Genomic DNA, 24,442 nt, shown 5'->3' with positions numbered 1-24,442 from the left:
TTGGCCACGCGCACTCCAGCGCGTGGGAAGGGCTCCAGAGTTGGAGACTGACCGATGGGCAAGCCCACCGGCTTCCTCGAGATCGAGCGCCACGACCGCGGCTATGATCCGCCGGCCGAGCGTCTGAAGCATTATAAGGAATTCGTCCGCCCGCTTCCGACCGCGGAGGTGACCCAGCAGGCCTCGCGCTGCATGGACTGCGGGATTCCGTTCTGTCACCAGGGCTGTCCGGTGAACAACCAGATCCCCGACTTCAACAATCTGGTCTATCGCGACCAGTGGAAGGCGGCGCTGGAGAACCTGCAGTCCACCAACAACTTCCCGGAGTTCACCGGCCGCATCTGCCCCGCGCCCTGCGAGGCCTCGTGCACCCTGAACATCCCGGACACGCCGGTGACCATCAAGACGATCGAGTGCGAGATCATCGATCGCGGGTGGAAGGAGGGCTGGGTCGCGCCGCAGCCCAGCGCGCGCGGCACCGGCAAGCGCGTGGCGGTCGTGGGCTCCGGCCCTGCTGGCCTGGCCTGCGCCCAACAGCTCGCCCGCGCCGGCCACGCCACGACGGTGTTCGAGAAGAACGACCGGATCGGCGGCCTGCTGCGCTACGGCATCCCCGACTTCAAGATGGAGAAGCATCACATCGACCGCCGCATCAAGCAGATGGAGGCGGAAGGCGTGATCTTCCGGACCAGCTTCGAGGTCGGCGTCACCGTCTCGGTCCAGCGGCTGCTCGACGACTACGATGTGCTGGTGATGGCCGGCGGCGCCGAGAACCCGCGCGACCTGCCGATCCCGGGCCGCGAGCTCGACGGCGTGCATTTCGCCATGGACTTCCTCACCCAGCAGAACAAGCGCAACGCCGGCGACGCCGAGGCGGTGGCCGCGCCGAACGGCACGCTGAGCGCCAAGGGCAAGCACGTCGTCGTCATCGGCGGCGGCGACACCGGCTCGGACTGCATCGGCACCTCCAACCGCCACGGCGCCGTCTCGGTGACCCAGCTGGAGATCATGCCGCGTCCGCCGGAGATGGAGAACAAGCAGCTCAACTGGCCCGACTGGCCGCTGAAGCTGCGCACCTCGTCCAGCCACCAGGAAGGCTGCGAGCGCGAGTTCGCCGTCGGCACCAAGCAGTTCATCGGCGAGAACGGCAAGGTGACCGCCATCCAGTGCGTGCGCCTGGAGTGGGCGGCCGACGACAGCGGCCGCATGCAGATGCGCGAAATCCCGGGGTCGGAGTTCGAGCTGAAGGCTGACCTCGTGCTGTTCGCCATGGGCTTCGTCGGTCCGAAGCACGCCGGCCTGATCGAGCAGGGCGCGGTCGAGCTCGACCCGCGCGGCAACGTCAAGGCCAACGTCGTCGACTACCGCACCTCGGCGCCGAACATCTTCTCTTGCGGCGACATGCGCCGCGGCCAGTCCCTGGTGGTCTGGGCGATCCGCGAGGGCCGCCAGTGCGCCCGCGCGATCGACGAGTACCTGATGGGCGCGACCAAGCTGCCGCGATAGGCGGCGGGTCGCGCGCTTCGGCGAGCCCTCTCCCCGCTAGCGGGGAGAGGGCTCGACGGCGGCTCGACGGCCTCAATCGCTCCGCGTGAACATGCCCGCGCCGTTCACCAGGATGAATCCCGATTCGACGCGGCAGTAGCTGCGCCGCTCCACGCGCCCGTCGGGATAGGCGAGCTCCAGCACGTAGCCGTCCAGACGGTAGCGACCGCCCTGCGGCCCGCGTCCTGTATGGCCGACGGCGCCGGGGGTGTTGAAGGCGGTGGACGAGCCGCGGTTGAAGGTTCCGTCGGGTTTGAAGCGAAAGAAGCTCTGCGACATCGTCATGCTGCGCGACTCGCCGATGCCGATGGAGGTGGCGCTGCTCATCTCGAACCCCTGGTTCAGGGTCTCGCCCGGCCGGGCGGGCCGGCAGGGCTTGGTCAACCCGCCGGGATCGACCCGGTCCTTCCGCCCCTCCGGGCCCCAGGACACCGCGTAGCCGCGGCCGTCCCGCCGCCAGCTTCCCCACCGCTGCGGCTTGGCGCGGCGCGACGCCGCCACGTCGAAGTCCTCCGGCGCGGCGTCGAAGCCGGAATAGACTGTGCCGTCCTTGAGGATGAGATAGGTGCTGCTTCGCACGTCCAGCAGGCCGGTCAGGCCGTTGTACTGGGGCAGCGACTGCCAGAAGTAGACCGCCTCAATCGCCCCGGGCTTTAGCCCCCCGCCAGGCGCGGCGCGTGCGGGCGCCGCCGCTGTGACCGCTCGCGGCGGGGCGTCGTCCTGGGCCGAGGCGGCGGTGGAGCCGTCTATCGCCGCCAGCCTGGCGCGGACCTGTCCCAGGATTTCGAAGCACATGCGATAGCCGGTCTGGAGGCTCGCCTTCGTCCCGTCGCCGACGGCGATCCGCAGCCGGCAGACGAGGCCCAGGCCGCGGCGCAGCTCTGCGCCGACGACGATGCGCAGCCGGCGGCCGTCCGCCTCCTCGATCTCTCGCATCACGGCGACGACCGGCACGCCCTCACGCGTGGTCGCATGGTTGGGGGCCGTCCGTTTCACCACCTGGCCTAGCCGGTCGAACCGAGCGGCCTCGGCCGACACCGTCGCGTCCAGGCCGCTCCTCAATGAGATCGGCTTGGACAGGGCGAGATCCGCCTGGTCGTCGGGCGAGGTGAAGGTCATCTCCCCCTCAGCGTTGACGCCCTTGCGCCACACGCCCGCCGCCTGGCCCATGGCCGACGACGAGCCGCACGCCCAGGCGATGAGGGCGCAGAGAAGGACATGGCGAAGAGAGGCTCGCATCATTGCCCCGCAAGGTTAGCGATCGGGGCCAGTAGCATCCCTAAGTTGTCATTTGTGCGAAAGCCGCGAGCCCCTTCTGGGCAGGCCGCGGCGGCTACATCGCCTGTCTGACGGCGTTCACCAGGCCGCTGGCGCGGTCGGTCCAACGGTGCTCGGCCTGGGCGCGCTTGGCGCCGGCGCGGGCGATGCGACCGGCGCGGCCGGTGTCGGCGACCAGGGCGGCGAGCTGGTCGGGCGCGCTCGCCAGCTTCGGCCAGCCGAAAGTGACGATCTCGCGGCCGTCCTTGAAGACCTCCTCGTAGTAGCGGTTGGCGTCGGAGAAGACCGCCGCCCCGGCGCACATGGCGGTGAACACCCGCTCGTGCCCGCCGGCCACGAAGCCGTTGTTGATGTTCAGCACGACGCGGGCGCGCCGCAAGGTGTGCAGGGTCTCGGCGAAGCTGCCGACGCCGCCATAGACGAAGGAGGGGTAGCGCTCGGCGAGCGGCTCCCAGCCGTTGCCCCAGATGTGCAGCGGCAGGCCCGCCGCGCCCAGGGCGGTCAGCACCGCGTCGCGATGATAGGCCTCCGCGAAGAGCTGCGCGCCGGCGGCCAGGGGTGCGGCGTCGTCGAAGATCTTCGGCGTGAGCGCCACCCCCTGCTGGGTCAGCGCCTGCCGCAGCGCCTCAAGCACCGGCAGGCGCGCGTCGGCGACCATGCGCTCGACGATCGATTCGCCGATCCTCCTGGCGGGGCTGTCCGGCCACTGCCGCCAGGGCGCCTGGGGCGCGCCGCGGTAGGTGCCGGTGAACATCAGGGGAATGTCGCGCTTGGCGAACGCTTCGTCGGAGAGATCAGGCGGCTCTGGGAGCTCGTTGGCGCCGGGCGGCAAAAAACCCAGCTGGCTGAAATTCCCGGCGCAGGGCGAGGCCCGGACGAACTGAAGGTGGCTGCGGTCCAGGAACAGGGCGATGTTCTTGCGGATCGGCGTCTTTAGCCGTTCGTAGTGGTGGATGGGATGGTCGACATAGATCGAAGCGAAGGCGACGCCCAGAAAGTCATACGCTGACTGGTCCATGATCTTCAGGTCGTGGCCGCCGCCGCTGAAGGTGAAGAAGCAGTCCGGCGGATCGAAGGTCACGACATTGAGCTGGTCCTGACGGTCGTCGGCCGCCATGTCGACGATCCGCGCCTCGTGTCCGATCGCGGTCAGGGCCTGGGCCAGCTGGTCGATGTGCAGCCGCAGGGAGCCGTACTGCGACTGGCCTTTGATCAACGCAAAGCGCAACGGCGGACCTCGAGCGGCGAAGCTCTATTAGTCAGGCGATTCCGCACCTTCGACGAGCTTGGCAGGCGTTGCGCGCAACGCGCGATCTGGCGCGTGAACAAGGAACAACGTCGGCGCGCAGCCATTGTTCAAACAAGGGCGCTGCGCAGGGCGGCGACGGCGGCGAGCGGCGACACGCCGGGCCCACCGCATCAGGGAGCCGGGGCTATGAGTTTGGAGCCCATTACATCCCATCCGGAGCGGGCGCCCGTCGGGTCGCTCGCCGGCCGGCCGCGGCAGGCGGAGACCCGCATCTGCGCGGCGGCCATCGGCGCCTACGACATCCGCGGCCACGTCGGGCGCGACATCGATCGCGGGGGCGCCTATTCGCTCGGACTTTCCTACGCCGCCGCAGCGCGCAGGGCGGGCGCCAGCCGGATCGGCGTCGCCCGCGACGGCCGGTTGAGCTCGCCGACCCTGGAGCAGGCGCTGGTCTGGGGCCTGATGGACGGCGGCATGCGGATCGAGCGGATCGGGCTCGGACCCACGCCGATGCTGGGGTTCGCCGTGCGCGAGCTCGATCTCGACGGCTCGATCATGGTCACCGCCTCGCATAACCCCGCGGCGGAGAACGGCTTCAAGATCCTGCTGGGCGCGCAGCGGGTGCACGGCGACGCGCTCAAGGCCCTGGTGCAAGGCCCCTGCGAACGCGCCGTCTGCGGCTCGGCGCGCCGCCATTCGCTGATGGACGCCTATGTCGAGGACCTGGCGCGCGCCGCGAAGGGCATGGCCTCGCTGAAGGTGGCCTGGGACTGCGGCCATGGCGCCACCGGGCCGGTGGTCGAGCGGCTGGCGGCCCTGCTGCCCGGACATCACCTGCTGCTCAACACCGAGGTCGACGGCAGCTTCCCCGCCCACCATCCGGATCCGGCGGTGGCGGGCAATCTCTCGCAGCTCGCTGAGACGGTGACCGCCCGCGGCTGCGACCTGGGCGTGGCCTTTGACGGCGACGGCGACCGGCTGGGGGTGGTGGACGCCCAGGGCCGGATCCTCTGGGCCGACCAACTGCTGCTGCTGCTCGCCCGCGACCTGATCGGCCGCCACCCGGGCGCCGGCGTGGTCGCCGACGTGAAGTGCTCCAAGGTTCTGTTCGACGGGGTGGCCCTGGCCGGCGGCCGCTGCACGCGTTCGCCGGCCGGCTATGTGCACGTGCGTGAGACCATGGTGCAGGAAGGCGCCCGGCTCGGCGGCGAGCTCTCCGGCCACATCTTCTTCGCCGACGAAGCGGGCGAGGGCGGGGTGGACGACGCCATCTACGCCGCCATCCAGACCTTTCAGGCGATCTCGCGCCTGCACGGCGGCCTGGCCGGTTTCCGCGACAGCCTGCCCTCGAGCTTCGCCACGCCGGAGGTGCGGATCCCCTGTCCCGACGCGCGCAAGTCCGAAGTCGTCGCCGAGATCGCCAAGCGCCTGGCGGGCGAGGGCGCGGTCTTCGATCCCAGGTTCGGCCTGCGCGTCGAAACCCCCGATGGCTGGTGGCTGCTGCGCGCCGCGGGTTCGGAGCCGGCGCTCACCTGCCGTTGCGAGTCGGTCCACCCCGACGGCCTCGAGCGCCTGCGCGGCGAGCTGAGGCGGCAATTGCAGCTCTCCGGCGTCGAGGCGGACCTTTAAGGGGCGAAGGCGGACGGAGGCGGAACCAGCCGGAATCGGCGCCCCGTGGCCTGAACGGAAGCCCTGTGGGGCTCCAGGGTCGGGCTTCGCGCAGCGGTTGTTTTGTCTAAGTTTTCCGTCTATTTTCAAAGGATGCACGGCGGCGGAAGCGTCGGCCTGCGCGGGGCGCGCCGCCCCGCATTGACCCCACATCGTTCGCATGCGAATTTTTTCAGGCGCCGCTGGAACCGCGCCGTGAGTTCAAAGGTTTCGCCGAAAGGCGGGGGGTGTGTCTCATTGCGTCGGAGGGGCTCCGGCGTGATCAATTCATGACCCCGACGCCGCGCCACGCAGTTCTCTGGGGGAACCATGCCGCTGTCCGACGTGAAGTCGCCGACCCCTGCTCAAGGCGCCGGCAAGGACAAACGCCGCGCGCGTCCGCGCAAATCCGAGATCCCGCTGGAGACCGCCGAACTGCTGGCGGCGCTGCGCGCCTTTAAGCGCGGCGACTTCTCGGTTCGCCTGCCCCGCGGGCTGACCGGCATGAGCGGCGAGATCGCCGAGGCCTTCAACGACGTGGTCGAGCTGAACGACCGGATGACCAAGGAATTCGACCGGCTGGGCGAGACGGTCGGCCGGCAGGGCAAGATCAACCACCGGGCCAAGCTTCCCGGAGCCCAGGGCTCCTGGGCGGCCGGCGTCGATTCCGTGAACACCCTGATCGCCGACATGGTCCACCCGACCGCCGAGATGGCCCGCGTGATCGGCGCGGTGGCCAAGGGCGACCTTTCCCAGACCATGGACCTGGAGAACGAGGAGCGGCCGCTGCGGGGGGAGTTCCTGCGCACCGGCAAGGTGGTGAACACCATGGTGGGCCAGCTGGGCTCGTTCGTGTCGGAAGTGACCCGCGTGGCGCGGGAAGTCGGCACCGAGGGCAAGCTGGGCGGCCAGGCCCAGGTGAAGGGCGTCGCCGGCGCCTGGAAGGACCTGACCGACAACGTGAACCTGATGGCCGCCAACCTGACGGGCCAGGTGCGGAACATCGCCGAGGTGACCACCGCCGTGGCCAACGGCGACCTCAGCCGCAAGATCACCGTCGACGTGAAGGGCGAGGTGCTGGAGCTGAAGAACACCATCAACACCATGGTGGACCAGCTGAACTCCTTCGCCTCGGAAGTGACGCGGGTGGCGCGGGAAGTCGGCACCGAAGGCAAGCTGGGCGGCCAGGCGCAGGTGAAGGGCGTGGCCGGCACCTGGAAGGACCTGACCGACAATGTGAACCTGATGGCCGCCAACCTGACCGGCCAGGTGCGGAACATCGCCGAGGTGACCACCGCCGTGGCCCGCGGCGACCTGTCGAAGAAGATCACCGTGGACGTGCGCGGCGAGATCCTCGAGCTGAAGAACACCATCAACACCATGGTGGACCAGCTGAACGCCTTCGCCTCGGAAGTGACCCGGGTGGCCCGCGAAGTCGGCACCGAGGGCAAGCTCGGCGGCCAGGCTCGCGTGGAGGGCGTGACCGGCGCCTGGAAGGACCTGACCGACAATGTGAACTTCATGGCCGCCAACCTGACCGGCCAGGTGCGGAACATCGCCGAGGTGACCACCGCCGTGGCCAACGGCGATCTGTCGAAGAAGATCACCGTGGACGTGCGCGGCGAGATCCTGGAGCTGAAGAACACCATCAACACCATGGTGGACCAGCTGAACGCCTTCGCCTCGGAAGTGACCCGGGTGGCCCGCGAAGTCGGCACCGAAGGCAAGCTGGGCGGCCAGGCGCAGGTGAAGGGCGTGGCCGGCACCTGGAAGGACCTGACCGACAACGTGAACCTGATGGCCGCCAACCTGACGGGCCAGGTGCGGAACATCGCCGAGGTGACCACCGCGGTGGCCATGGGCGACCTCTCCAAGAAGATCACCGTGGACGTGCGCGGGGAGATCCTGGAGCTGAAGAACACCATCAACACCATGGTGGACCAGCTGAACGCCTTCTCCTCGGAAGTGACCCGCGTGGCCCGCGAAGTCGGCACCGAAGGCAAGCTGGGCGGTCAGGCCAACGTGAAGGGCGTCGGCGGCACCTGGAAGGATCTGACCGACAACGTGAACCTGATGGCCGCCAACCTGACGGGCCAGGTGCGGAACATCGCCGAGGTGACCACCGCCGTGGCCAACGGCGACCTGTCGAAGAAGATCACCGTCGACGTGAAGGGCGAGATCCTGGAGCTCAAGAACACCATCAACACCATGGTGGACCAGCTGAACTCCTTCGCCTCGGAAGTGACCCGGGTGGCCCGTGAAGTGGGGACCGAGGGCAAGCTGGGCGGCCAGGCGCAGGTGAAGGGGGTCGCCGGCACCTGGAAGGACCTGACCGACAATGTGAACTTCATGGCCGCCAACCTGACGGGCCAGGTGCGGAACATCGCCGAGGTGACCACCGCCGTGGCCATGGGCGACCTGTCGAAGAAGATCACCGTGGACGTGCGCGGCGAGATCCTGGAGCTGAAGAACACCATCAACACCATGGTGGACCAGCTGAACGCCTTCGCCTCGGAAGTGACCCGGGTGGCGCGCGAAGTCGGCACCGAAGGCAAGCTGGGCGGCCAGGCGCAGGTGAAGGGCGTGGCCGGCACCTGGAAGGACCTGACCGACAACGTGAACCTGATGGCCGCCAACCTGACCGGCCAGGTGCGGAACATCGCCGACGTCACCACCGCCGTCGCCAAGGGCGACCTTTCCAAGAAGATCACTGTGGACGTGCGGGGAGAGATCCTGGAGCTGAAGAACACCATCAACACCATGGTGGACCAGCTGAACTCCTTCGCCTCGGAAGTGACGCGGGTGGCGCGGGAAGTCGGCACCGAGGGCAAGCTGGGCGGCCAGGCGCAGGTGCCGGGCGTGGCCGGCACCTGGAAGGACCTGACCGACAATGTGAACATGATGGCCGCCAACCTGACGGGTCAGGTGCGGAACATCGCCGACGTCGTCACCGCGGTGGCCATGGGCGACCTGAAGCGCAAGCTGACCCTGGACGCCAAGGGCGAGATCGCCGCTCTGGCCGACACCATCAACGGCATGATCGAGACGCTCGCCACCTTCGCCGACCAGGTGACCAACGTCGCCCGCGAGGTGGGGATCGAGGGCAAGCTCGGCGGCCAGGCGCGGGTGCCCGGCGCCGCCGGCCTGTGGCGCGACCTGACCGACAACGTCAACGCCATGGCCGCCAACCTGACCACCCAGGTGCGCGCCATCGCCGAGGTGTCCACCGCGGTGACCAAGGGCGACCTCACCCGGTCGATCACCGTGGAAGCCTCGGGCGAGGTGGAGGAGCTGAAGAACAACATCAACGAGATGATCCGCAACCTGAAGGATCAGACGTTGAAGAACACCGAGCAGGACTGGCTGAAGACCAACCTCGCCCGGTTCACCCGGATGCTGCAGGGCGAGCGCGACCTTTCGACCGTCTCGAACCTGGTGCTGTCGGAGCTGGCGCCGCTGATCAACGCCCAGCACGCGGTCTTCTATGTCTCCGACCGCGACGACGAGAGCCAGATGGTCATGAACCTGGCGGCCTCCTACGCCTTCAACAACCGCAAGCACCTGGCCAGCCAGTTCAAGCTGCGCGAGGGACTGATCGGCCAGTGCGCCTATGAGAAGTCGCGCATCCTGCTCGCCAATGTGCCGAAGGACTATGTGCAGATCTCGTCAGGTCTGGGCGAAGCCTCGCCGGCCAACATCATCGTTCTGCCCGCCCTGTTCGAGGGCGAGGTGAAGGCGGTGATCGAGCTGGCCACCTTCGGCGAGTTCAACGAGACCCAGCAGCAGTTCCTCGACCAGCTGATGGAATCCATCGGCATCGTCTTGAACACCATCGCCGCCAACATGCGCACCGAAGGCCTGCTGAAGCAGTCCCAGCTGCTGACCTCCGAGCTGCAGGCCCAGCAGGAAGAGCTGAAGAAGACCAACGACCGGCTGGAGCAGCAGGCCGCGTCCTTGCGTCAATCCGAAGAGCTGCTGCGGGCCAAGCAGGAGGAGCTGCAGCAGACCAACGCCGAGCTGCAGGAGAAGGCGCACCTGCTGTCGGTCCAGAACCAGCAGGTGGAAGCCAAGAACCGCGAGGTCGAACAGGCCAAGCTGGCCCTGGAGGACAAGGCCGAACAGCTGGCGCTGACCTCGAAGTACAAGTCCGAGTTCCTGGCCAACATGAGCCACGAGCTGCGCACGCCGCTGAACTCGCTGCTGATCCTGTCCAAGCTGCTGGCCGACAACGGCCAGGGCAACCTCTCCGACAAGCAGGTGGAGTTCGCCCGCAACATCCACGACGCGGGCGCCGACCTCCTGGGGCTGATCAACGACATCCTCGACCTGTCGAAGATCGAATCCGGCACGGTCACCCTCGACATCAGCGAGATGTCCTTCGCCTCCTTGCGCGACCAGGTCGACCGGATGTTCAGCCAGGTGGCGGCGGACAAGAAGCTGGACTTCCGCGTCGAGCTCGACCCCGCGTTGCCGCGGTCGCTGTACACCGACGACAAGCGGCTGCAGCAGATCATCAAGAACCTGCTCTCGAACGCCTTCAAGTTCACCGAGCAGGGCCATGTGAAGCTGAAGGTCAGCCGCGCACATGCCGGCTGGAATCCGACCAACGACCACCTGAACACCGCCGGCCAGGTGCTCGCCATCGCCGTCGAGGACACCGGCATCGGCATCCCCGACGACAAGCAGAGGATCATCTTCGAGGCCTTCCAGCAGGCCGACGGCACCACCAGCCGCAAGTACGGCGGTACCGGCCTGGGCCTGTCCATCAGCCGCGAGATCGCCCGCATGCTCGGCGGCGAGCTGCGGGTGGAATCCAAGCCGGGCCGCGGCTCGACCTTCACCCTCTACCTGCCGCTGAACTTCAGCCCGTCGCAGACGCTGACCGTCCCGCGCACCCTCGGCGCGTCGCTGCAGCGGCCGATGGTCATGCCCCTGATGCTGTCGGACGAGCCGGTCGACGCGGTGGCGGACGACCGCGAGACCATCGTCGCCGACGACAACGTGGTGCTGATCGTCGAGGACGATCCGCGCTTCGCCTCGATCCTGCTCAGCCTGGTGCACGAGAGCGGCTTCAAGGGCGTGGTGACGGGCGAGGGGGCGGCCGCGCCGTCGCTGGTCCGCCGGTTCGAGCCGGACGCCATCATGCTCGACATCGGCCTGCCGGACATGGACGGCCTGGCCCTGCTCGACCTCCTGAAGCGGACGCCCGAGACGCGGCACGTCCCGGTGCACGTCATCTCGGCGGACGACCAGAGGGGGCTCGGCCTGTCGATCGGCGCCTTCGGCTTCACCCATAAGCCGGTGGAGCGCGAGGTGGTGGTCTCGACCCTGCAAGGCGTGCGCAGTTTCGTCGAAAAGGCCGACCGCCGCGTCGTCCTGGTCGGCGAAGAGGGCGAGGCGGCCAATCTGCTGCGCGAGTGTTTCAGCCGTGTCGAGCTGGTGGACGACCTCGCCGCCGTCCTCGCAGGGGCCGCGGCCGATCGGCCGGACGCCCTGGTCGTCGACGCCACGACGGTCGGGGCGCCGGCGCTCATCGATCTCCTCAGGCAGAGCGACGGACGGATGGCGCCCGCCGTGGTCTATTCGCCGGACGAGCTGGCGCCGGACGACGACCGCCGCCTGCGGCTGGCGGTGTTTGCGGGCCTCGTTCGGCTGGCCCGCACCGGCGGCCAGCTGGTCGACCAGACCAGCCTTCTGCTGCACGCCCCGATCGAGCGGCTGCCGGCGCAAGCCAAGGCCAAGCTCGCCCCGTCCAAACATGACGACGTCGTGCTTGCCGGCCGCAAGGTGGTCGTCATCGACGACGACATCCGCAACATCTTCTCGCTCGCCTCGGCGCTCGAGGAGTACGGCATCGAGCTTTCCTATGCGGAGAGCGGGCGCGCGGGTCTCGAGGTGCTGGACGCCAAACCCGACATCGATGTGGTGCTGGTGGACATCATGATGCCCGACATGGACGGCTACGAGACGATCCGCGAAATCCGTGCGCGCGCCGGATTGCAAGACTTGCCAATCGTCGCAGTGACCGCCAAGGCGATGAAGGGAGACCGTCAGAAGTGCATCCAGGCTGGCGCCTCGGACTATGTGTCCAAGCCGGTGGACATCGACCACCTGGTCTCGGTGCTGCGGGTTTCCATCCAGCGGGCCGATGCGCTGAAGCTCGCCAATGACAGGGCGGTCCCGCTGCTTCCGCAAGCGAGCTGACGTGACGCCGGCGTCCACCGGTCCCGGTCTGACGCGCTCAGGGCGGGCGGAGCGATCGGCTCCGCCCGACCTCTCGACGCCGTTGACGGCGCGGATCCTCATCGTCGACGACGACGAGCGCAACGCCTTCGCCGCTGTCCAGGCGCTGGAGGAGCTCGGCCACGACCTGGTGGTGGCGCGCTCCGGCGAGGAGGCCTTGCGCCGCCTGCTCGACGAGGAGTTCGCGGTCATCCTGCTCGACCTGCACATGCCGGGCATGGACGGTTACGAGACCGCCGAGCTGGTGCGTTCGCGCAAGCGCACCAGCCGTACGCCGATCGTCTTCCTCACCGCGATCTTCCGCGACGAGGCGCATGTCTTCCAGGCCTATTCGGCCGGGGCGGTGGACGTGGTGTTCAAGCCGGTCGACCCCTTCATCCTGAAGTCGAAGGTCGCGGTCCTGGTCGATCTCTACCTCAAGACCGAGGAGGTGAAGCGCCAGTCCGCCTACCAGCAGTGGCTGCTCGACGAGCACGCCCGGGTGAAGGCCGAGGCGGCGCTGACGGAGCGCGCACTGCGCCAGACCGAAGCGCGGCAGGAGGCCATCCTACAGTCCCTGCCGGTCGTCTTCACCTCCCGTGCCGCGGAGCCGCCTTACGCCACCCATTTCGTCTCCCAGGCGATCGAGGCGATCACCGGCTTCCCCTCCGCCTGCTTCCTGCAGGAGGCGGAGTTCGGCCTGAGCCGGGTTCACCCCGAAGACGTCGAACAGGTGCGCCAGGCGCTGGCGGGCGCGGCCCGGACCGGCCGCTATGCCTGCGAGTTCCGCTGGCTGTGCGCGGACGGCCAGTACCGGGTGTTCCAGGACCAGGGCGTGCTGGCGCCCGCCCTCGACGGCGCGCCGCGGGAGATCTTCGGCGTCCTGCTCGACGCCACCGATCGGCGGATGCTGGAGGAACAGCTCACCCAGGCGCGCAAGATGGAGGCGGTCGGCCAGCTCACCGGCGGGGTGGCCCATGACTTCAACAACCTGCTCACCGTCGTGCTCGGCAATGTCGACATGCTGGCCCGCAAGGCCGAGGACGAGGCGCGGCGCGCCCGCCGGATTGACGCCGTGCGCCAGGCCGCCGAGCGCGGCCGCGACCTGACCCGCCAGCTGCTGGCCTTCTCGCGCCGCCAGCACCTCACGCCCGTCATCCTGGACGTGAGCGCTCTGATCCGCGACTTCACCCCGCTGATCCATCAGGCCGTGGGCGAGGCGGTGACGGTCGAGCTTTTGCTGCCGGACTCGCCGCTCTGCTCGCACGTCGATCCCACCCAGCTGGAGACCGCCCTGCTGAATCTGGCGGTCAACGCCCGCGACGCCATGCCGGAAGGCGGCGTGCTGGCGATCCGGGCCTTGCGGGAGACGACCGCGACGGGAGACTGGGTGACGATCGAGGTCGAGGACACGGGCGCCGGCATGGCGACGGAGGTGCGCGACCGCGTGTTCGAACCCTTCTTCACCACCAAGGAGGTGGGCAAGGGCTCGGGCCTGGGCCTGTCCCAGGTCTATGGCTTCGTCCGCCAGTCCGAGGGCGAGGTGCAGCTGGACAGCGCGGTCGGCCGGGGCTCGACCTTCCGTCTGCGCCTGCCGCATTCCGGCGAAGCGGCCCAGGAGGTCCGCGCCGCGGCGCCCGAGATCGAGATCGTCGGCGGCAGCGAGAAGATCCTGCTCGTCGAGGATGACCCCACGGTCCTGTCGCTGACCCACGATCTGCTCACCGGGCTTGGCTACCAGGTCACCTGCGCGACCAACGCCGCCGAGGCGCTGGTGATCCTGCGCTCGCCGGCGCCGTTCGACCTGTTGTTCACCGACGTGGTGATGCCCGGCGGCGTCAGCGGTGTCAGCCTCGCGCGCACCGCGCGCGAACTGCGGCCGGGCATGGCGGTCCTGTTGACCTCGGGCTTCATCGGCGAGGGCGCGGTCACCGCGGACGTGGAGTTCCCGTTGCTCGACAAGCCCTACGAGACCTCGATCATGTCGACCAAGCTGCGAAAGCTGCTCGACGCCGGCGCGACCCCGGCGTCGACCAAGGCAGGTTCGGTGGCGGCGGAATAGGGGCTCACCCCTCGGACGTCCGCGCCAGCCGGCGCAGGGCGGCGGCGACGAGACGGGCGCGGGCGCGGCCGGTCTCAAAATCGCGGGCGCCGGACTGCAGGGATCGGGCGAGGCGCCTGATCTGCAACGTGCGATCTTCCGGCCCGAAGGCGTCCGCCAGCATGATCGCCTCGGCCATCACCTCCGCGAGCTGGGCCGTCGGGCAGGCGTCGAGCCGGGCTTCGTCGAAATCGACGATCTCTGCGCCTGCGGCCGGCGCTCGGGATCTGGGGGCGTGGTCCATGCGAGTCTCGCAACCCACAGGCGTTACTTGGGTTCCACAACCATGAAGGGTTCGGCCCGGACCTCGTAGGTGAGGCTGCGTCCCGGCGCGAGCCGGGCCATGCCGGTGTCGAGGCCTGCCGGCCAGATGTCGCTGTAGGGATCCGCCAGGTTGAACTGCGGCTCGATGGCGGCGAACGCCTTGTCGAGCGGGGCGTAGACCTGCACCGCCTTCACCTGCGCCGTGGGGGAGCTGATGCGAAAGCCCATCCCGGCGGCCGGGTCGATCAGCTCGACGACCACGCGGCCGTCCCGGCGAACGAGGCCTGTGAAGCAGTCGTCGAGATAGAGGTCGCCCAGCGCCCGACCGTCCGCGGCGCCGAAGTCGTAGGGCGTGCCGGCCGTCTCGAGCAGCCGTCCGGTCGGCAGCACCTGATCATAGTCGTCCACCTCGACCCGGGCGGCGGCCGCCAGGCGCAGGCGGGCCTGGTCGCGCCGGCCGCTCGGCAGGGCGAAATAGGGATGCCAGCCCAGGGCGAAGGGCAGGGGCTCGGCGCCGGTGTTGCGCACGGTGACCGCCAGCTCCAGCCTGCCGCCGGCGAGCCGCCACTCCAGGTGCATCGCGGTGCGGGCCGGCCAGCGTCCGCCGAAGTCGCCGGCGTCGAGATGGCCCGTCAGCCGGTCGGGCGAGGGTTGGGCGCAGATCACCGGCGTGTCGAGGATCAGGCCGTGCATGGCGTACTGCGCAGCCCCCGGCGCCTTGCCGCCCCAGTTGCGCGGCAGCCGCACGCTGTGGCCATCGATCTCCGTTTCGATCTCGCGCGCGCCGGTGACGTGGCGGCCGCGGATGCGGTTGGCGTAGGGGGCGAGGATGGCGCCGCCGAAGCTGAAGGCCCGGTTGCCGGCGAAGTCCTCCGGTCCGCCGTCCAGCAGGCGGGCCGCCTCGGCGGGCTCGGGGCCCTGGACGCCGTCGACGATTTCACCGGAGGCCAGTCGCAGTCGGGCGCGCAGCAGCAGGAAGCCGCGACCGGGCGCCACCTCGGCGGAGACGAAGGCTGGGCCCTCGGCCGGCAGGTCGCGGGCTTCGAGCGAAACGACCGGCGCCCCGCCGATGACGACAGGCTCGGTCATCCCCTAACCTCGATCATGCCCCGATCTCGACCATGACTGGTCCTCAGCTGCCTTCGTTGGCGAGCTCGAATTCGCGCCGTCGGCTGGCGTCGTGACGCTGGCGCTCCGCGCCCGCGCCATCGAACTCCGACGGCGGCATGACCGGCACGCTCAGGCAGACGCTCTGGGTCGGCAGCACCTCGCCCCAGTCGGTGATCAGCTGCTTGTAGGAGCGGCCGACCGGGCGGATGTCGCGGTTGAGGTCGTAGAGGCCGACCGGGTGCACCCGGCCATTGTTCTCGCGAAGGCCGGTGTCCCAGTCGATCTGGTCGGTCAGCGAGTACCAGGTGAAGCCCACGGTCGGCACGCCGTCGTTGCGCACGCGCAGCACGTTGGCCCATTCCTTCCAGAGCCAGTTGACCGCCTCGTCCCCGTTCGCCCCCTCGGCGATGTTGGTTTCGGTGTGCATCACCGGCAGTCGGTAGCGGTCGTAGTACTGCCGGGTGATCTCCGAGTATCCGAAGATCTCGCCCGAGGCGCGGCTCATGCCGTCGGCCGACACCCGGTGCTCGTTGGTCCAGTAGTAGTCGTTGCCCAGGATGCAGTGGTGGTGCAGGGCGTTGCCCAGGAAGAAGTGGTACTCGTCCCGGGTCATGCCGTTGTCCATCAGGTACTCGTACATCTCCGAGTCGACCCGGTGGCCGTAGTTCAGGTCGAGGGAGAGGAAGCGCTTGGAGTTCTCCACCTCGGCCGGCTTGATCGCCGCCGGGTTCTCCGCGTGGAAATATTCCGAGGACTCGCTCTGGATGAAGATTGCGTCGGCGCGGACCTTCAGGATTTCCTGCATCGCCCGCACATTGGCCTTCACGATGTGCTTCAGGGCGGTGACGAAGGTCTGGTCCGTCGTGCCCTCTTCGTTCCACCAGCCGTACTTGGCCGAGAACTGGGCGCAGATGAACATCTCGTTGACCGGGGTGTAGAGCTGCACCCACGGAAAGCGCCGGGCGAAGGCGGCCGAATAGCGGGCGAAGATCTCCGGGAAGTCCGGGTTCTGGAAGTCGCCGAGAAAGTCGGGCACGCCGAAGTGGCAGAGGTCGACGATCGGCACGATGTCGCGGCGTTTCAGGTCGGCGAAGGTGACGTCGGCGAATTCCCAGTCGTAGCGGTCCGGACCCAGCAGCGAGGTGTGGATCGGCGGACCGTAGCGCAAGAAGCGCAGCCCCAGCTCCTCCACCAGGTCGAAGTCCTTGCGCCAGTGCCGGTAGTGGCCGCAGGACTCCATCTGATCCACGCGGACGCGACCGCCCTTGATCTTGGGTATGCTGTTCTCGATGCCGGTGGCGAACATGAATGCGGAGATAGCGAGTCCTCCGGACTGGCCCCGCACGCAGGGCGCCCCTACCGCCTAAAACTCCGGGCCTAGCCCAAGGTTCACCATCCGGACCGCTCTATTCGCGGCCGCTCGGTCTGCGACCGGCGATCGCCTATTCCGCGGCGTCCGCCAGCGGCTGGCCATTGATCTTGCGGCAGCGCGACAGGAGGGCCAGGTGGTCGGCGCCGTTCTGCACGTCGCGGACCCAGGCCTTGTCGCCATGGATGGCGACCACCTCGAAGTGGGGGAAGAAGTTCGGGCCGGTGCGGACCATGTCGCCGGGTTGAATATCCTCGGCGTATGCGCGGTCGTGGCTGATCGAGAACACGTCGGAATAGCTGGACAAGGTCATTGCGGGGATCCCCTCCCGAATCTCTATCGAAGGATACTGGACCCCTGACCCTGAATGAATTCGGAACGGACTGGTCAGGTTGTCGCAGCCCCATCTGTATGCATTCCCGCCACATCGACCGCACAGGCGCCTCATACGGTGGTTCCAGTGTCCCACAACCGTAGCGAGATCACCCATCATTTGGCTGATTTGATAAAGTAAAAGGCGACAGGCCGGCAGAATTCCGGACCCGGCTGGGTCCTCATTACGTCCGGAATTCGGTGACGGAATTCCGGTCAGAATCCTAAGCTGCTTCGCGATTAGACGACAGCCTCGGTGGTTGTCGGACTTTGGATGGCCTGCCGGTATCGCCATTCTCAGGGCCAAGCCCCACGTCGCCAATCAGTTATTGCCGGAGGCCTCTAGTAGCCTCCGGCGCGCTTGGGTTGGTCGGTTGGCGGCGATAGCGGCTGCGGGCGCGGCGGTTGGGGCTGGCGCGCCGACCGGCGCTGCCGCGACCTCACAGTGTGAAGCTTGACCGTTCTAGGTCCTTTCAGTAGCGCTTTACGGGAATTCGGGGGAAATTCAGATGCAGCGTGCAGTGGGTTTGGTCTGCGCCGCCGGCGTGTTCGCCGCCGCGCAGGGTAGCGCGTGGGCGCAAGGATCGGCGTCCGCGCAGACCGAGACACAGGCACCCGCCGCCGTGACGGCCGACGTCGCTCCAACCGCCGAACCCACACCTGCCGAGCCGTCGACGGCTCCCGCCCCAAATGCTCCAGCTGTCGCCGAAGCCGCACCGCCCGCTGCCGTACCAGCCGGGCCGCCATTGATCGCCTACACCGTCCGCCGCGCGCCGCTCGGGTTCATCATGTTGCACCCAAGCCAGGGCGCCTTGGGCCTACTCGGCGCTGCCGCCGCGATCGCGCAGAGCAAGAAGACAGTCGAGGCCTTCAAGCTGGAGGATTTGTCTGACGCCATCAGCGCGGAGATCGCCATGAGCTTCGCCACCGAGCGGGGCGGCGGTGTGGCCGCTCCGATACTGCTGGACGACACGCACAAGGATCCGGCAGCCGGCAATATCGAGAAGGCGCGCTACATACTCGACGCCGGCCAGTCGCAGGTGAACGTCGTCTACTACCCTACCAACTGGACGCATTACCGGATGACCTACGGGGTCACGGTTCGCGTGCTCGACGGCGCGACCGGCAAGGTCGTCGCCAAGGGCAAGTGCGTGGTGAAGCCTGAGAAGACGGACAACCCGCCGACCGAAGAACAGCTGTTCGCCAACAACGCCGAGATGTTGAAGACGATGATCAGGGCGGCGGGTCAAACCTGCATGCCGCAACTCCTGGCCATCGCTCAGAAGATTTAGGTTATTCGCGCTCGAAGACGAGCGGGGCGGACGGAGACGTCCGGGCGCTGTTGCGGAGAGTGGCCGCCGCCGACGCCGACGGCCGCTGTCTTTGTCAGAAGGCGTAGCGCAAGGTCACGCGGGCATTGCGAGGCTCGCCGTACACAAAGCCGGCGAACCAGGCGTTGTTGCTGTAGTAGGTCTTGTCGAACAGATTGTTGACGTTGAGTTGGATCGAGGTCCGGTCGGTCAGGTCGTAATTCGCCAACAGGTTCACCAGCACATAGGCCGACTGGCCGACCGCTTCCGCCAGCCCCGTTCGGGGGTTGACCGCCGTCTGCGGCGGCCGGCTTTCCCAGCGCAGCGACCCGCCCACGCTGAGGAGGTCCAGGGCGCCTGACAGTTCGTACTTGGTGGAAAGACGAAGCACGCGCCGCGGATGGTGGGCCTGAACGTTGACGCCGTCCCCGTCCTTGGCCGCGAACTGGCTCCAGCCGACGCTGATGTCCCAAGTCGGCAGGAGCTTGCCCGCGACCTCGAGCTCATAGCCCTCGGAAACGGTTCCCTGAGCGGTGCGATAGGCCGGATCGAGGGTGCCCGGGACCAGATAGCCTTTGTCGACGACCGCGAAATTGTCTTGCTCGATGCGGAATACGGCGCCCGAGGCCCTGAGGCGGCCGTCCATCAGGTCCGCCTTCAACCCCGTTTCATAGGTCTTGCCCTTCAACGGGGCGAGATACTTGCCCTCCCGATCCTTGGCGGTCTGCGGATCAAAGATGGTCGTATAGCTGGCATAGGCCGACAGGGTGTCGGTCAGGTCGTAGATCAACCCGACGTAGGGCGTGAACTCGTTGTTGTACTTGATGGTGTAGGCTAGGGGCGTCCACTGCGACACCTCCTCATGGCGACGCCAGGAGCTCAGTCTGCCGCCCGCGATCAGCTTCAGTTGATCCAGGATCTGCAAGCGTGTCGCCCCGTAGATGGCGCTTTGCTTCGTGGTTCCGACGCCGGACGTGTCATAGCGCTCGCCCCATTGAGGCTCCGGGAAGCTGCCGTCCCAGTTGTGGAAGTTCTCCGTGTCGGGCACGGCCGAGACCGGATCGCGGTTGCTCCAGCCGGACAGCAGGCGGTCGTACATCGCCCCCACGACCAGGTCGTGTTCGCGGCCGAAGAGGTCGTACTTGCCATTGACCGTGAGGTTGAGGTTCCACTGCTCGGGCGCTGCATTGTACCAGTAGGGCAAGGCGCTCATGCCGGCCCCCGCCTGCTTGTCCAGATCGCCCCACATCCAGAGCAGCTTCGAATCCTCGTCCTGCCGGTGATAGCTGACGTCGCCGCGGACGGTCCAACGGCGGCCCAGGGAATGCTCGAGCGTGACGAACGCCGTCTGTTCGGTGGTGTCCCATTGGTTCCACTTCGCCGCGGTCGTCTGTGAGCGCGGCCAGTCGGTGCGCGTGCCGTCGCTGTAGAAGGACGGGAGTTGTCCCCACAGCACGCCGCTGCGTTCGTCGCGCTGGTGGCTGGCCCCGACGCTGAGCCGCGTGTTCTCGCCGAGGTCGGCGTCGATCACCCCGTACAAGGTGAAGCCCTGCGAGCTCTCGAGGTCGACGAAGGAGCCGTCGTCATAGACCTGGGCGACGAAGCGCCCGCGAACCGCCCCGCTTTTCGTGAGCGGCGCGCTCACGTCCGCCGTGCCGGAGAAATGGCTCCAGGAGCCGGCCTCGATGCTGAGTTCGCCCGAGAATTCGCGAGCGTCGGCATGTTTGCGCACCAGGCTGATGGAGGCCGAAGGCTCCCCGGCGCCTTGAAGCAGGCCGGTCGCGCCGCGCACGACCTCCACGCGCTCATAGATCGCCGTGCTCGTCTCCTCCAACCCGATATTGCCGGGTTCGAACGGAACGCCGTCGATCTGGAAGTTGGTGATCTCGAAGCCCCGCGCCGAAAGCATGTTGCGGCCCCGGTCCACGGCCTTGACCGAAATGCCGGTCGTATAGGCGAGCACGTCGGTCACCCTGAACGCGGCCTGATCCTGGATCTGCTCTCGCGTGATGACGCTGAGGGATTGCGGGGTTTCCCGCGGCGTAAGGGCGAGACCGGTCGCAGCCGTATTCGCTGTGGCGCCGCGCCCGTAGACCACCAGGGCCTCCACTTCGCTCTCGGGCTTCAAGTCTTCCGCCGACGCTTCAGCCATCGGCATGACGGTCGCTGCGACAAGCGCGAGGAGGGAGGTGGAGCGGACCCACTTGAGTCGACCCGCCACGACTGAAGGATGTGTTCCAGGCATTCAACGCTCTCCGCCCCACGTCTCGATCGGGCCGATTATTGCAAATGCGAGTCGATTGCAAGAATGGCTTGGCTGTGAGCTTCCGACGCGCGGGGCGAACCGGCCTATCTGCCGCAGACCTCACTAGGGGCGCTGCACCTTCGAAGAGCGGACGTCCGAAGGGGGGAGGTGCGCGCCGGTCCGGCGCGCGATGCGCGGGCCTGACCCTGGTCAAGCGTTGCGGCGCATCTGGTCGGACAGGATGACGGCCTGGTCGCGGTGCGCCCGGTGCTGGAGCGGGTGGAGGACTCGCCAGGCTGCTGCTGGATACGTCCGACACCGCGGAGGTTGCGTTCCGCGACGCCACCCAGGCCTGCCGAGATCATCGGTCGCCCGCTGGGGACCCCCGACTTCATCGCCGATCTGGAGCGACGGTTGGGCCGGCCGCTGGCGCGTCGAGCACCCGGACGCAAGCCCAGGCCACCGTCCGCGGAGCAGCCTCTCTTACTGTAATGGATAACCTGTCACCGAATTCGAGATCGAGCCCGATCGTCGTAACCTCGCCCACGGACGCCTCCTTCGAGTGGTGCTTCAACACCTCCACTCTGGCACTTCGATGCCGTCAGGGGGCGTCCACCCCATCGCTGATGGCGCTCGGCGGATGTCATTCGCCTTCGCTGGGCGACCGAGACTCCGCCCTGGCAAGCGCCAGGAGAGTGCTCACCTGGTCGTCGACAGCGCCGATGAACGCATCCAGGTCAATGTTAGGCCGCGCCTTGAGGTCGTAGTGGCCGGCGAGGCGATCCACGAGGCCTGGCGAGCGCCGTTCTCCTTCGGAAACCAGTCGGCGTATGATCACCTCGAGTGCGGCGATCCGGACGTTCAATCCCTGCTCTGGGCCCTTGGTTTCGCTCATCACGGCCTCACACCGATAACCTAACGCTCGATTCCGTTGTGGTTCTACTGCGCGTCGGCGAGACGCCGGACGCACCGATCAGGTCGCCACAAGCACGAGATCGGCTATGGTCGGGCGATGTCAGCCGAGGCCATCTCCATACCGATCGGCGAGGGTGCGTCGGTCTCCGGCCTCTGGCTCGCGTCCGATGCGGCCCGCGCCTGTCTTATCCTAGCCCACGGCGCCGGCGCCGGCATGAGCCACCGCACCATGTCCGCCATCGCCGAGGGGCTGGCCGCCCACGGCGTGGCCACGCTGCGCTTTCAATTCCCGTACATGGAGCTTGGCCGCAAGCGGGTCGATCCTCCCGCCGTCGCTCACGCCGCCATCCGCGCAGCTGTGTCCGCGGCGCGTGGGCGGGCCCATGGCTTGCCGCTGTTCGCCGGCGGCAAGTCGTTCGGCGGGCGCATGACGTCTCAGGCGCAAGCGCAATCGGCTCTTGAAGGCGTCCGCGGTCTGGTCTTCTTCGGCTTTCCTCTCCATCCGGCCGGCAAGCCGTCCTCCGACCGAGCGGCCCATCTTGCGGAGGTCTTCATCCCGATGCTGTTCGTCCAGGGGACGAGGGACGCTCTTGCGGACCACGCTCTTCTTCGAGACGTCGTGGACAGCCTTGGCGAGCGCGCGACGCTCCAGCTCGTCGGCGACGCCGACCATTCTTTCCACGTGCCGGCCAAGACGGGGCGAAAGGATGCCGAGGTTCTAGACGAAGCCCTGGCTAAAGCCGCCGGCTGGATGATCGACATCTGACGGCGAGCGGCCCTCCAGGCGCGTCCATTGCTGCGAACGTCTGCAAACTGGAGCGGTCCTAGAGTCCGTTGATGGCGCCACTTGGACCTGGCCGCGCACGCGGCATTGGGCCCGAGCAGCGGACCTTCAGAACGGCAGGAGAGGGTGTTAGCCGCCCTACGATGATAATAGCTGAGCGATGAGCACCCTCACCGCGTTCGGCTTGTTCGCCGTCACGGCCATGTTGATCTGCTATGCGCTGGAGGGCCGCTCCTCCTGGTGGGTGCTGGGCTTTGCGCTCTCTTGCTGGCTCGGCTCGGCCTACGGCTTCATGCAGGGGGCGTGGCCGTTCGGGATCGTCGAAGCTGTGTGGGGCCTAGTTGCGGTGGCCCGATGGCGACGGCTGCGGGCAGGCGGCCGTCAGCGTGTCTGATCGGTCTGGGCGCGAGCCCGACGGACGATGGTTAGCGAAACCGGCTGCAATTCCGGCTCTTCTCGCTTTAACTCCGCCAAGGCGGAGGCGATGACCCGGGCCGCCGAGCGCAGAAACAGAGCCGCGATCCCACCGGCGATCAGAATGTCCGGCCAAGTCGAGTGCGACCAAGCCACTGCACCAGCGGCAACGAGCACACCGAGGTTCGCGATTACGTCGTTGCGGGAGCACTCGAAAGTGCTGGACATGTTCACGTCCTGCCGGCGGAACCTCCAAAGCAGGCGAAGGCAGGTGAGGTTCACGGCGAGTGCGGAGGCCCCCATGACAAGCATCAGCCGCGAGGATGGCGGGACGCCCGTCGCCAGCTTCACCCCGATCTCGGCGAGCACGCCCAGGCCAAATAGGAAGATGAAGCCGCCCTTTGCGAGCGCCGCGCCGGCTTTCCATCGCGACCCGCGCGAGAGGGCGAAGAGGCTGAGACCGTAGACGAAGGCGTCGCCCAGCATGTCGACTGCGTCCGCCATCAGGGCGGCCGAGCCGGCGACCAGGCCTGCGCCGAACTCGACGATGAACATCAGGGCGTTGAGGACAAGGACCGTCGCGAGCACGCGACGTTGGGCCGTGTCGGCGGCTAGCCGCTCCAACTCACATCCCTTCGCCGAACAGCAATCATCCATGCGTCCACGATAGGTGTAGTGCGGACCCGCTGAAAGGTCCGCCATGGGTCGTTCGGGCCCGTCAGAGCGCCGGCGCGAATGTCCTGAAACTGGAGCGAGCGCCGAGTCCGCTCCTGGCGCAAGTTTGGCCGAGATCGCCACTCGGGTCAGGAGCGGCGCCTTGACAAATCGGCCTAAATGTTCATACTTTGTTCTCAAATGCCCGCCACAGTCTCAACCCTCCCAGGCCAAGGCGACGGCCCGGCGCCCGCCGGGGCGGAGGGCGTGGCGCGTGGTCTGATCGAGCGCCAGCTTGGGCTGCTGGGCCGGCTGGCCGAGGCGGGGCTCAATATTGCGCTGGCGGTCGAGCGGCAGGTGATGGCGGTCGAGGCGGGCTCGCCCGAAGCGGGCTCGCCTGAGGCGGTGAAGGTGGTGCAGGGCCTCGCCCTGGCCTACGGGCGGGTTTCGCGGGCCGTGCGGCTGACGGTCGCCCTGCAGTCCAGGCTGGTGAAGGACCTCCAGGAGATCGACGTGGTCGCGGCCCGCAGGCGGGCCGGCGAACAGGCCGACGCCGGCCGGGCGCGCCAGCAGCGCGAGGCCGCGCGCAAGGCGCGCGTGGAGCGCATCGTCGAGCGGCTGATCCGGGCCGAGGTCGGCGACGAGGCCGAGGTCGACCGGCTGGCCGACGAGGCCTATGAGCGGCTCGACCACGACGACATCTACGGCGACCTCTTGGCCAAGCCGGTCAGCGAGATCGTAGCGATGGTCTGCCGGGACTTAGGGTTGGCGCCGGACTGGGGCCGGCTGGCTGAGGAGGCCTGGGCCCAGGAAGAGATCGACGGCGGGGCTGCGGGATCGCCGCTCATGGCGCTGCGATGGCTGGACCCGCCGCAGCCGCAGACGAACCCCGCCGATCCGCCGCCGATGGCGCCTCAGGCCGCATCGCCGTGAACCGGGCGACCGGTTGCTGCGGCTGAACTT

Annotated in this window: 17 protein-coding genes; 8 read left to right on the top strand and 9 right to left on the bottom strand. The window is 67.9% G+C overall.

All coding sequences use genetic code 11. The annotated features are described in order from the left end of the window. The first annotated feature begins 54 nt into the window (after positions 1 to 54). The gene (locus ACSQ2B_RS07060) at positions 55 to 1,506 is read left to right on the top strand and encodes a glutamate synthase subunit beta (RefSeq protein ID WP_436048546.1); all 1,452 of its coding nucleotides are present in this window, start codon (positions 55 to 57) and stop codon (positions 1,504 to 1,506) included. Between the two features lie 72 nt (positions 1,507 to 1,578). On the opposite strand, the gene ACSQ2B_RS07055 is transcribed toward ACSQ2B_RS07060, so the two are convergent. Further along, positions 1,579 to 2,787 (bottom strand): hypothetical protein, encoded by a 1,209-nt coding sequence (locus ACSQ2B_RS07055; RefSeq protein WP_436048544.1) that lies wholly within the window; start codon positions 2,785 to 2,787, stop codon positions 1,579 to 1,581. Between the two features lie 91 nt (positions 2,788 to 2,878). Then, positions 2,879 to 4,051: a glycosyltransferase family protein gene (locus ACSQ2B_RS07050; protein WP_436048542.1), complete on the bottom strand. Its 1,173-nt coding sequence runs from the start codon at positions 4,049 to 4,051 to the stop codon at positions 2,879 to 2,881. Positions 4,052 to 4,258: 207 nt separating this feature from the next. On the opposite strand from ACSQ2B_RS07050, the gene ACSQ2B_RS07045 reads away from it, so the two are divergent. The 3 genes from ACSQ2B_RS07045 to ACSQ2B_RS07035 all read left to right on the top strand — a co-directional run bounded on the left by ACSQ2B_RS07045 (position 4,259) and on the right by ACSQ2B_RS07035 (position 14,003). Further along, on the top strand, positions 4,259 to 5,701 hold the full coding sequence (locus ACSQ2B_RS07045) for a phosphomannomutase/phosphoglucomutase (protein ID WP_436048540.1): 1,443 nt from the start codon (positions 4,259 to 4,261) through the stop codon (positions 5,699 to 5,701). Between the two features lie 348 nt (positions 5,702 to 6,049). After that, positions 6,050 to 11,923, top strand: a complete 5,874-nt coding sequence (locus tag ACSQ2B_RS07040; protein WP_436048538.1) for a HAMP domain-containing protein — start codon at positions 6,050 to 6,052, stop codon at positions 11,921 to 11,923. 1 nt (position 11,924) lies between these two features. After that, the gene (locus ACSQ2B_RS07035) at positions 11,925 to 14,003 is read left to right on the top strand and encodes a response regulator (protein ID WP_436048537.1); all 2,079 of its coding nucleotides are present in this window, start codon (positions 11,925 to 11,927) and stop codon (positions 14,001 to 14,003) included. A 4-nt stretch (positions 14,004 to 14,007) separates the two neighbouring features. On the opposite strand, the gene ACSQ2B_RS07030 is transcribed toward ACSQ2B_RS07035, so the two are convergent. The 4 genes from ACSQ2B_RS07030 to ACSQ2B_RS07015 all read right to left on the bottom strand — a co-directional run bounded on the left by ACSQ2B_RS07030 (position 14,008) and on the right by ACSQ2B_RS07015 (position 17,098). Continuing rightward, entirely contained in the window at positions 14,008 to 14,286 is a 279-nt protein-coding gene (locus tag ACSQ2B_RS07030; RefSeq protein WP_436048536.1) for a hypothetical protein, read from the bottom strand. A gap of 23 nt (positions 14,287 to 14,309) precedes the next feature. Next, on the bottom strand, positions 14,310 to 15,395 hold the full coding sequence (locus tag ACSQ2B_RS07025; RefSeq protein WP_436048534.1) for an aldose 1-epimerase: 1,086 nt from the start codon (positions 15,393 to 15,395) through the stop codon (positions 14,310 to 14,312). Positions 15,396 to 15,438: 43 nt separating this feature from the next. Then, positions 15,439 to 16,761, bottom strand: coding sequence for a family 1 glycosylhydrolase (locus tag ACSQ2B_RS07020; RefSeq protein ID WP_436048533.1), 1,323 nt, complete (start codon positions 16,759 to 16,761; stop codon positions 15,439 to 15,441). Positions 16,762 to 16,858: 97 nt separating this feature from the next. Next, positions 16,859 to 17,098, bottom strand: a complete 240-nt coding sequence (locus ACSQ2B_RS07015; protein WP_436048531.1) for a hypothetical protein — start codon at positions 17,096 to 17,098, stop codon at positions 16,859 to 16,861. A 568-nt stretch (positions 17,099 to 17,666) separates the two neighbouring features. Between ACSQ2B_RS07015 and ACSQ2B_RS07010 the strand changes: the two genes are divergently transcribed. Beyond that, a complete protein-coding gene (locus ACSQ2B_RS07010) occupies positions 17,667 to 18,449 on the top strand; it encodes a hypothetical protein (RefSeq protein WP_436048530.1) in 783 nt (260 codons plus the stop codon). 94 nt (positions 18,450 to 18,543) lie between these two features. Here the strand turns inward: ACSQ2B_RS07010 and ACSQ2B_RS07005 are convergent, their stop codons facing one another. Together ACSQ2B_RS07005 and ACSQ2B_RS07000 are read right to left on the bottom strand one after the other, a co-directional pair. Next, a complete protein-coding gene (locus ACSQ2B_RS07005) occupies positions 18,544 to 20,625 on the bottom strand; it encodes a TonB-dependent siderophore receptor (protein WP_436048529.1) in 2,082 nt (693 codons plus the stop codon). A gap of 730 nt (positions 20,626 to 21,355) precedes the next feature. Beyond that, complete coding sequence (locus ACSQ2B_RS07000; RefSeq protein WP_436048527.1) at positions 21,356 to 21,607, bottom strand: hypothetical protein; 252 nt, start codon at positions 21,605 to 21,607, stop codon at positions 21,356 to 21,358. A gap of 117 nt (positions 21,608 to 21,724) precedes the next feature. Here ACSQ2B_RS07000 and ACSQ2B_RS06995 point away from each other — a divergent pair, with 117 nt between their 5' ends. After that, on the top strand, positions 21,725 to 22,393 hold the full coding sequence (locus tag ACSQ2B_RS06995; RefSeq protein WP_436048525.1) for an alpha/beta hydrolase family protein: 669 nt from the start codon (positions 21,725 to 21,727) through the stop codon (positions 22,391 to 22,393). Positions 22,394 to 22,571: 178 nt separating this feature from the next. Next, positions 22,572 to 22,805 (top strand): hypothetical protein, encoded by a 234-nt coding sequence (locus ACSQ2B_RS06990; RefSeq protein WP_436048523.1) that lies wholly within the window; start codon positions 22,572 to 22,574, stop codon positions 22,803 to 22,805. On the opposite strand, the gene ACSQ2B_RS06985 is transcribed toward ACSQ2B_RS06990, so the two are convergent. Beyond that, positions 22,793 to 23,413, bottom strand: coding sequence for a cation transporter (locus tag ACSQ2B_RS06985; protein ID WP_436048522.1), 621 nt, complete (start codon positions 23,411 to 23,413; stop codon positions 22,793 to 22,795). The genes ACSQ2B_RS06990 and ACSQ2B_RS06985 overlap by 13 nt on opposite strands. Before the next feature lie 333 nt (positions 23,414 to 23,746). On the opposite strand from ACSQ2B_RS06985, the gene ACSQ2B_RS06980 reads away from it, so the two are divergent. Continuing rightward, positions 23,747 to 24,412 (top strand): hypothetical protein, encoded by a 666-nt coding sequence (locus ACSQ2B_RS06980; protein WP_436048520.1) that lies wholly within the window; start codon positions 23,747 to 23,749, stop codon positions 24,410 to 24,412. Positions 24,413 to 24,442: the final 30 nt, after the last annotated feature.

The sequence above is a fragment of the Phenylobacterium sp. LjRoot225 genome (assembly GCF_964252855.1).
Classification (GTDB): domain Bacteria; phylum Pseudomonadota; class Alphaproteobacteria; order Caulobacterales; family Caulobacteraceae; genus Phenylobacterium.
The sequence above is the reverse complement of the archived record's forward strand: the minus strand, read 5'-3'. Positions and strand labels throughout refer to the sequence as shown.

What these genes read in the sequence shown, in the direction of transcription:
- ACSQ2B_RS07025 (WP_436048534.1), bottom strand. Translation starts at nt 15,395, where the DNA reads ATGACCGAGCCTGTCGTCATCGGCGGGGCGCCGGTCGTTTCGCTCGAA.
- ACSQ2B_RS07005 (WP_436048529.1), bottom strand. Translation starts at nt 20,625, where the DNA reads ATGCCGATGGCTGAAGCGTCGGCGGAAGACTTGAAGCCCGAGAGCGAA.
- ACSQ2B_RS06995 (WP_436048525.1), top strand. Translation starts at nt 21,725, where the DNA reads ATGTCAGCCGAGGCCATCTCCATACCGATCGGCGAGGGTGCGTCGGTC.
- ACSQ2B_RS07000 (WP_436048527.1), bottom strand. Translation starts at nt 21,607, where the DNA reads ATGAGCGAAACCAAGGGCCCAGAGCAGGGATTGAACGTCCGGATCGCC.
- ACSQ2B_RS07055 (WP_436048544.1), bottom strand. Translation starts at nt 2,787, where the DNA reads ATGATGCGAGCCTCTCTTCGCCATGTCCTTCTCTGCGCCCTCATCGCC.
- ACSQ2B_RS07030 (WP_436048536.1), bottom strand. Translation starts at nt 14,286, where the DNA reads ATGGACCACGCCCCCAGATCCCGAGCGCCGGCCGCAGGCGCAGAGATC.
- ACSQ2B_RS06990 (WP_436048523.1), top strand. Translation starts at nt 22,572, where the DNA reads ATGAGCACCCTCACCGCGTTCGGCTTGTTCGCCGTCACGGCCATGTTG.
- ACSQ2B_RS07010 (WP_436048530.1), top strand. Translation starts at nt 17,667, where the DNA reads ATGCAGCGTGCAGTGGGTTTGGTCTGCGCCGCCGGCGTGTTCGCCGCC.
- ACSQ2B_RS07060 (WP_436048546.1), top strand. Translation starts at nt 55, where the DNA reads ATGGGCAAGCCCACCGGCTTCCTCGAGATCGAGCGCCACGACCGCGGC.
- ACSQ2B_RS07040 (WP_436048538.1), top strand. Translation starts at nt 6,050, where the DNA reads ATGCCGCTGTCCGACGTGAAGTCGCCGACCCCTGCTCAAGGCGCCGGC.
- ACSQ2B_RS07015 (WP_436048531.1), bottom strand. Translation starts at nt 17,098, where the DNA reads ATGACCTTGTCCAGCTATTCCGACGTGTTCTCGATCAGCCACGACCGC.
- ACSQ2B_RS07045 (WP_436048540.1), top strand. Translation starts at nt 4,259, where the DNA reads ATGAGTTTGGAGCCCATTACATCCCATCCGGAGCGGGCGCCCGTCGGG.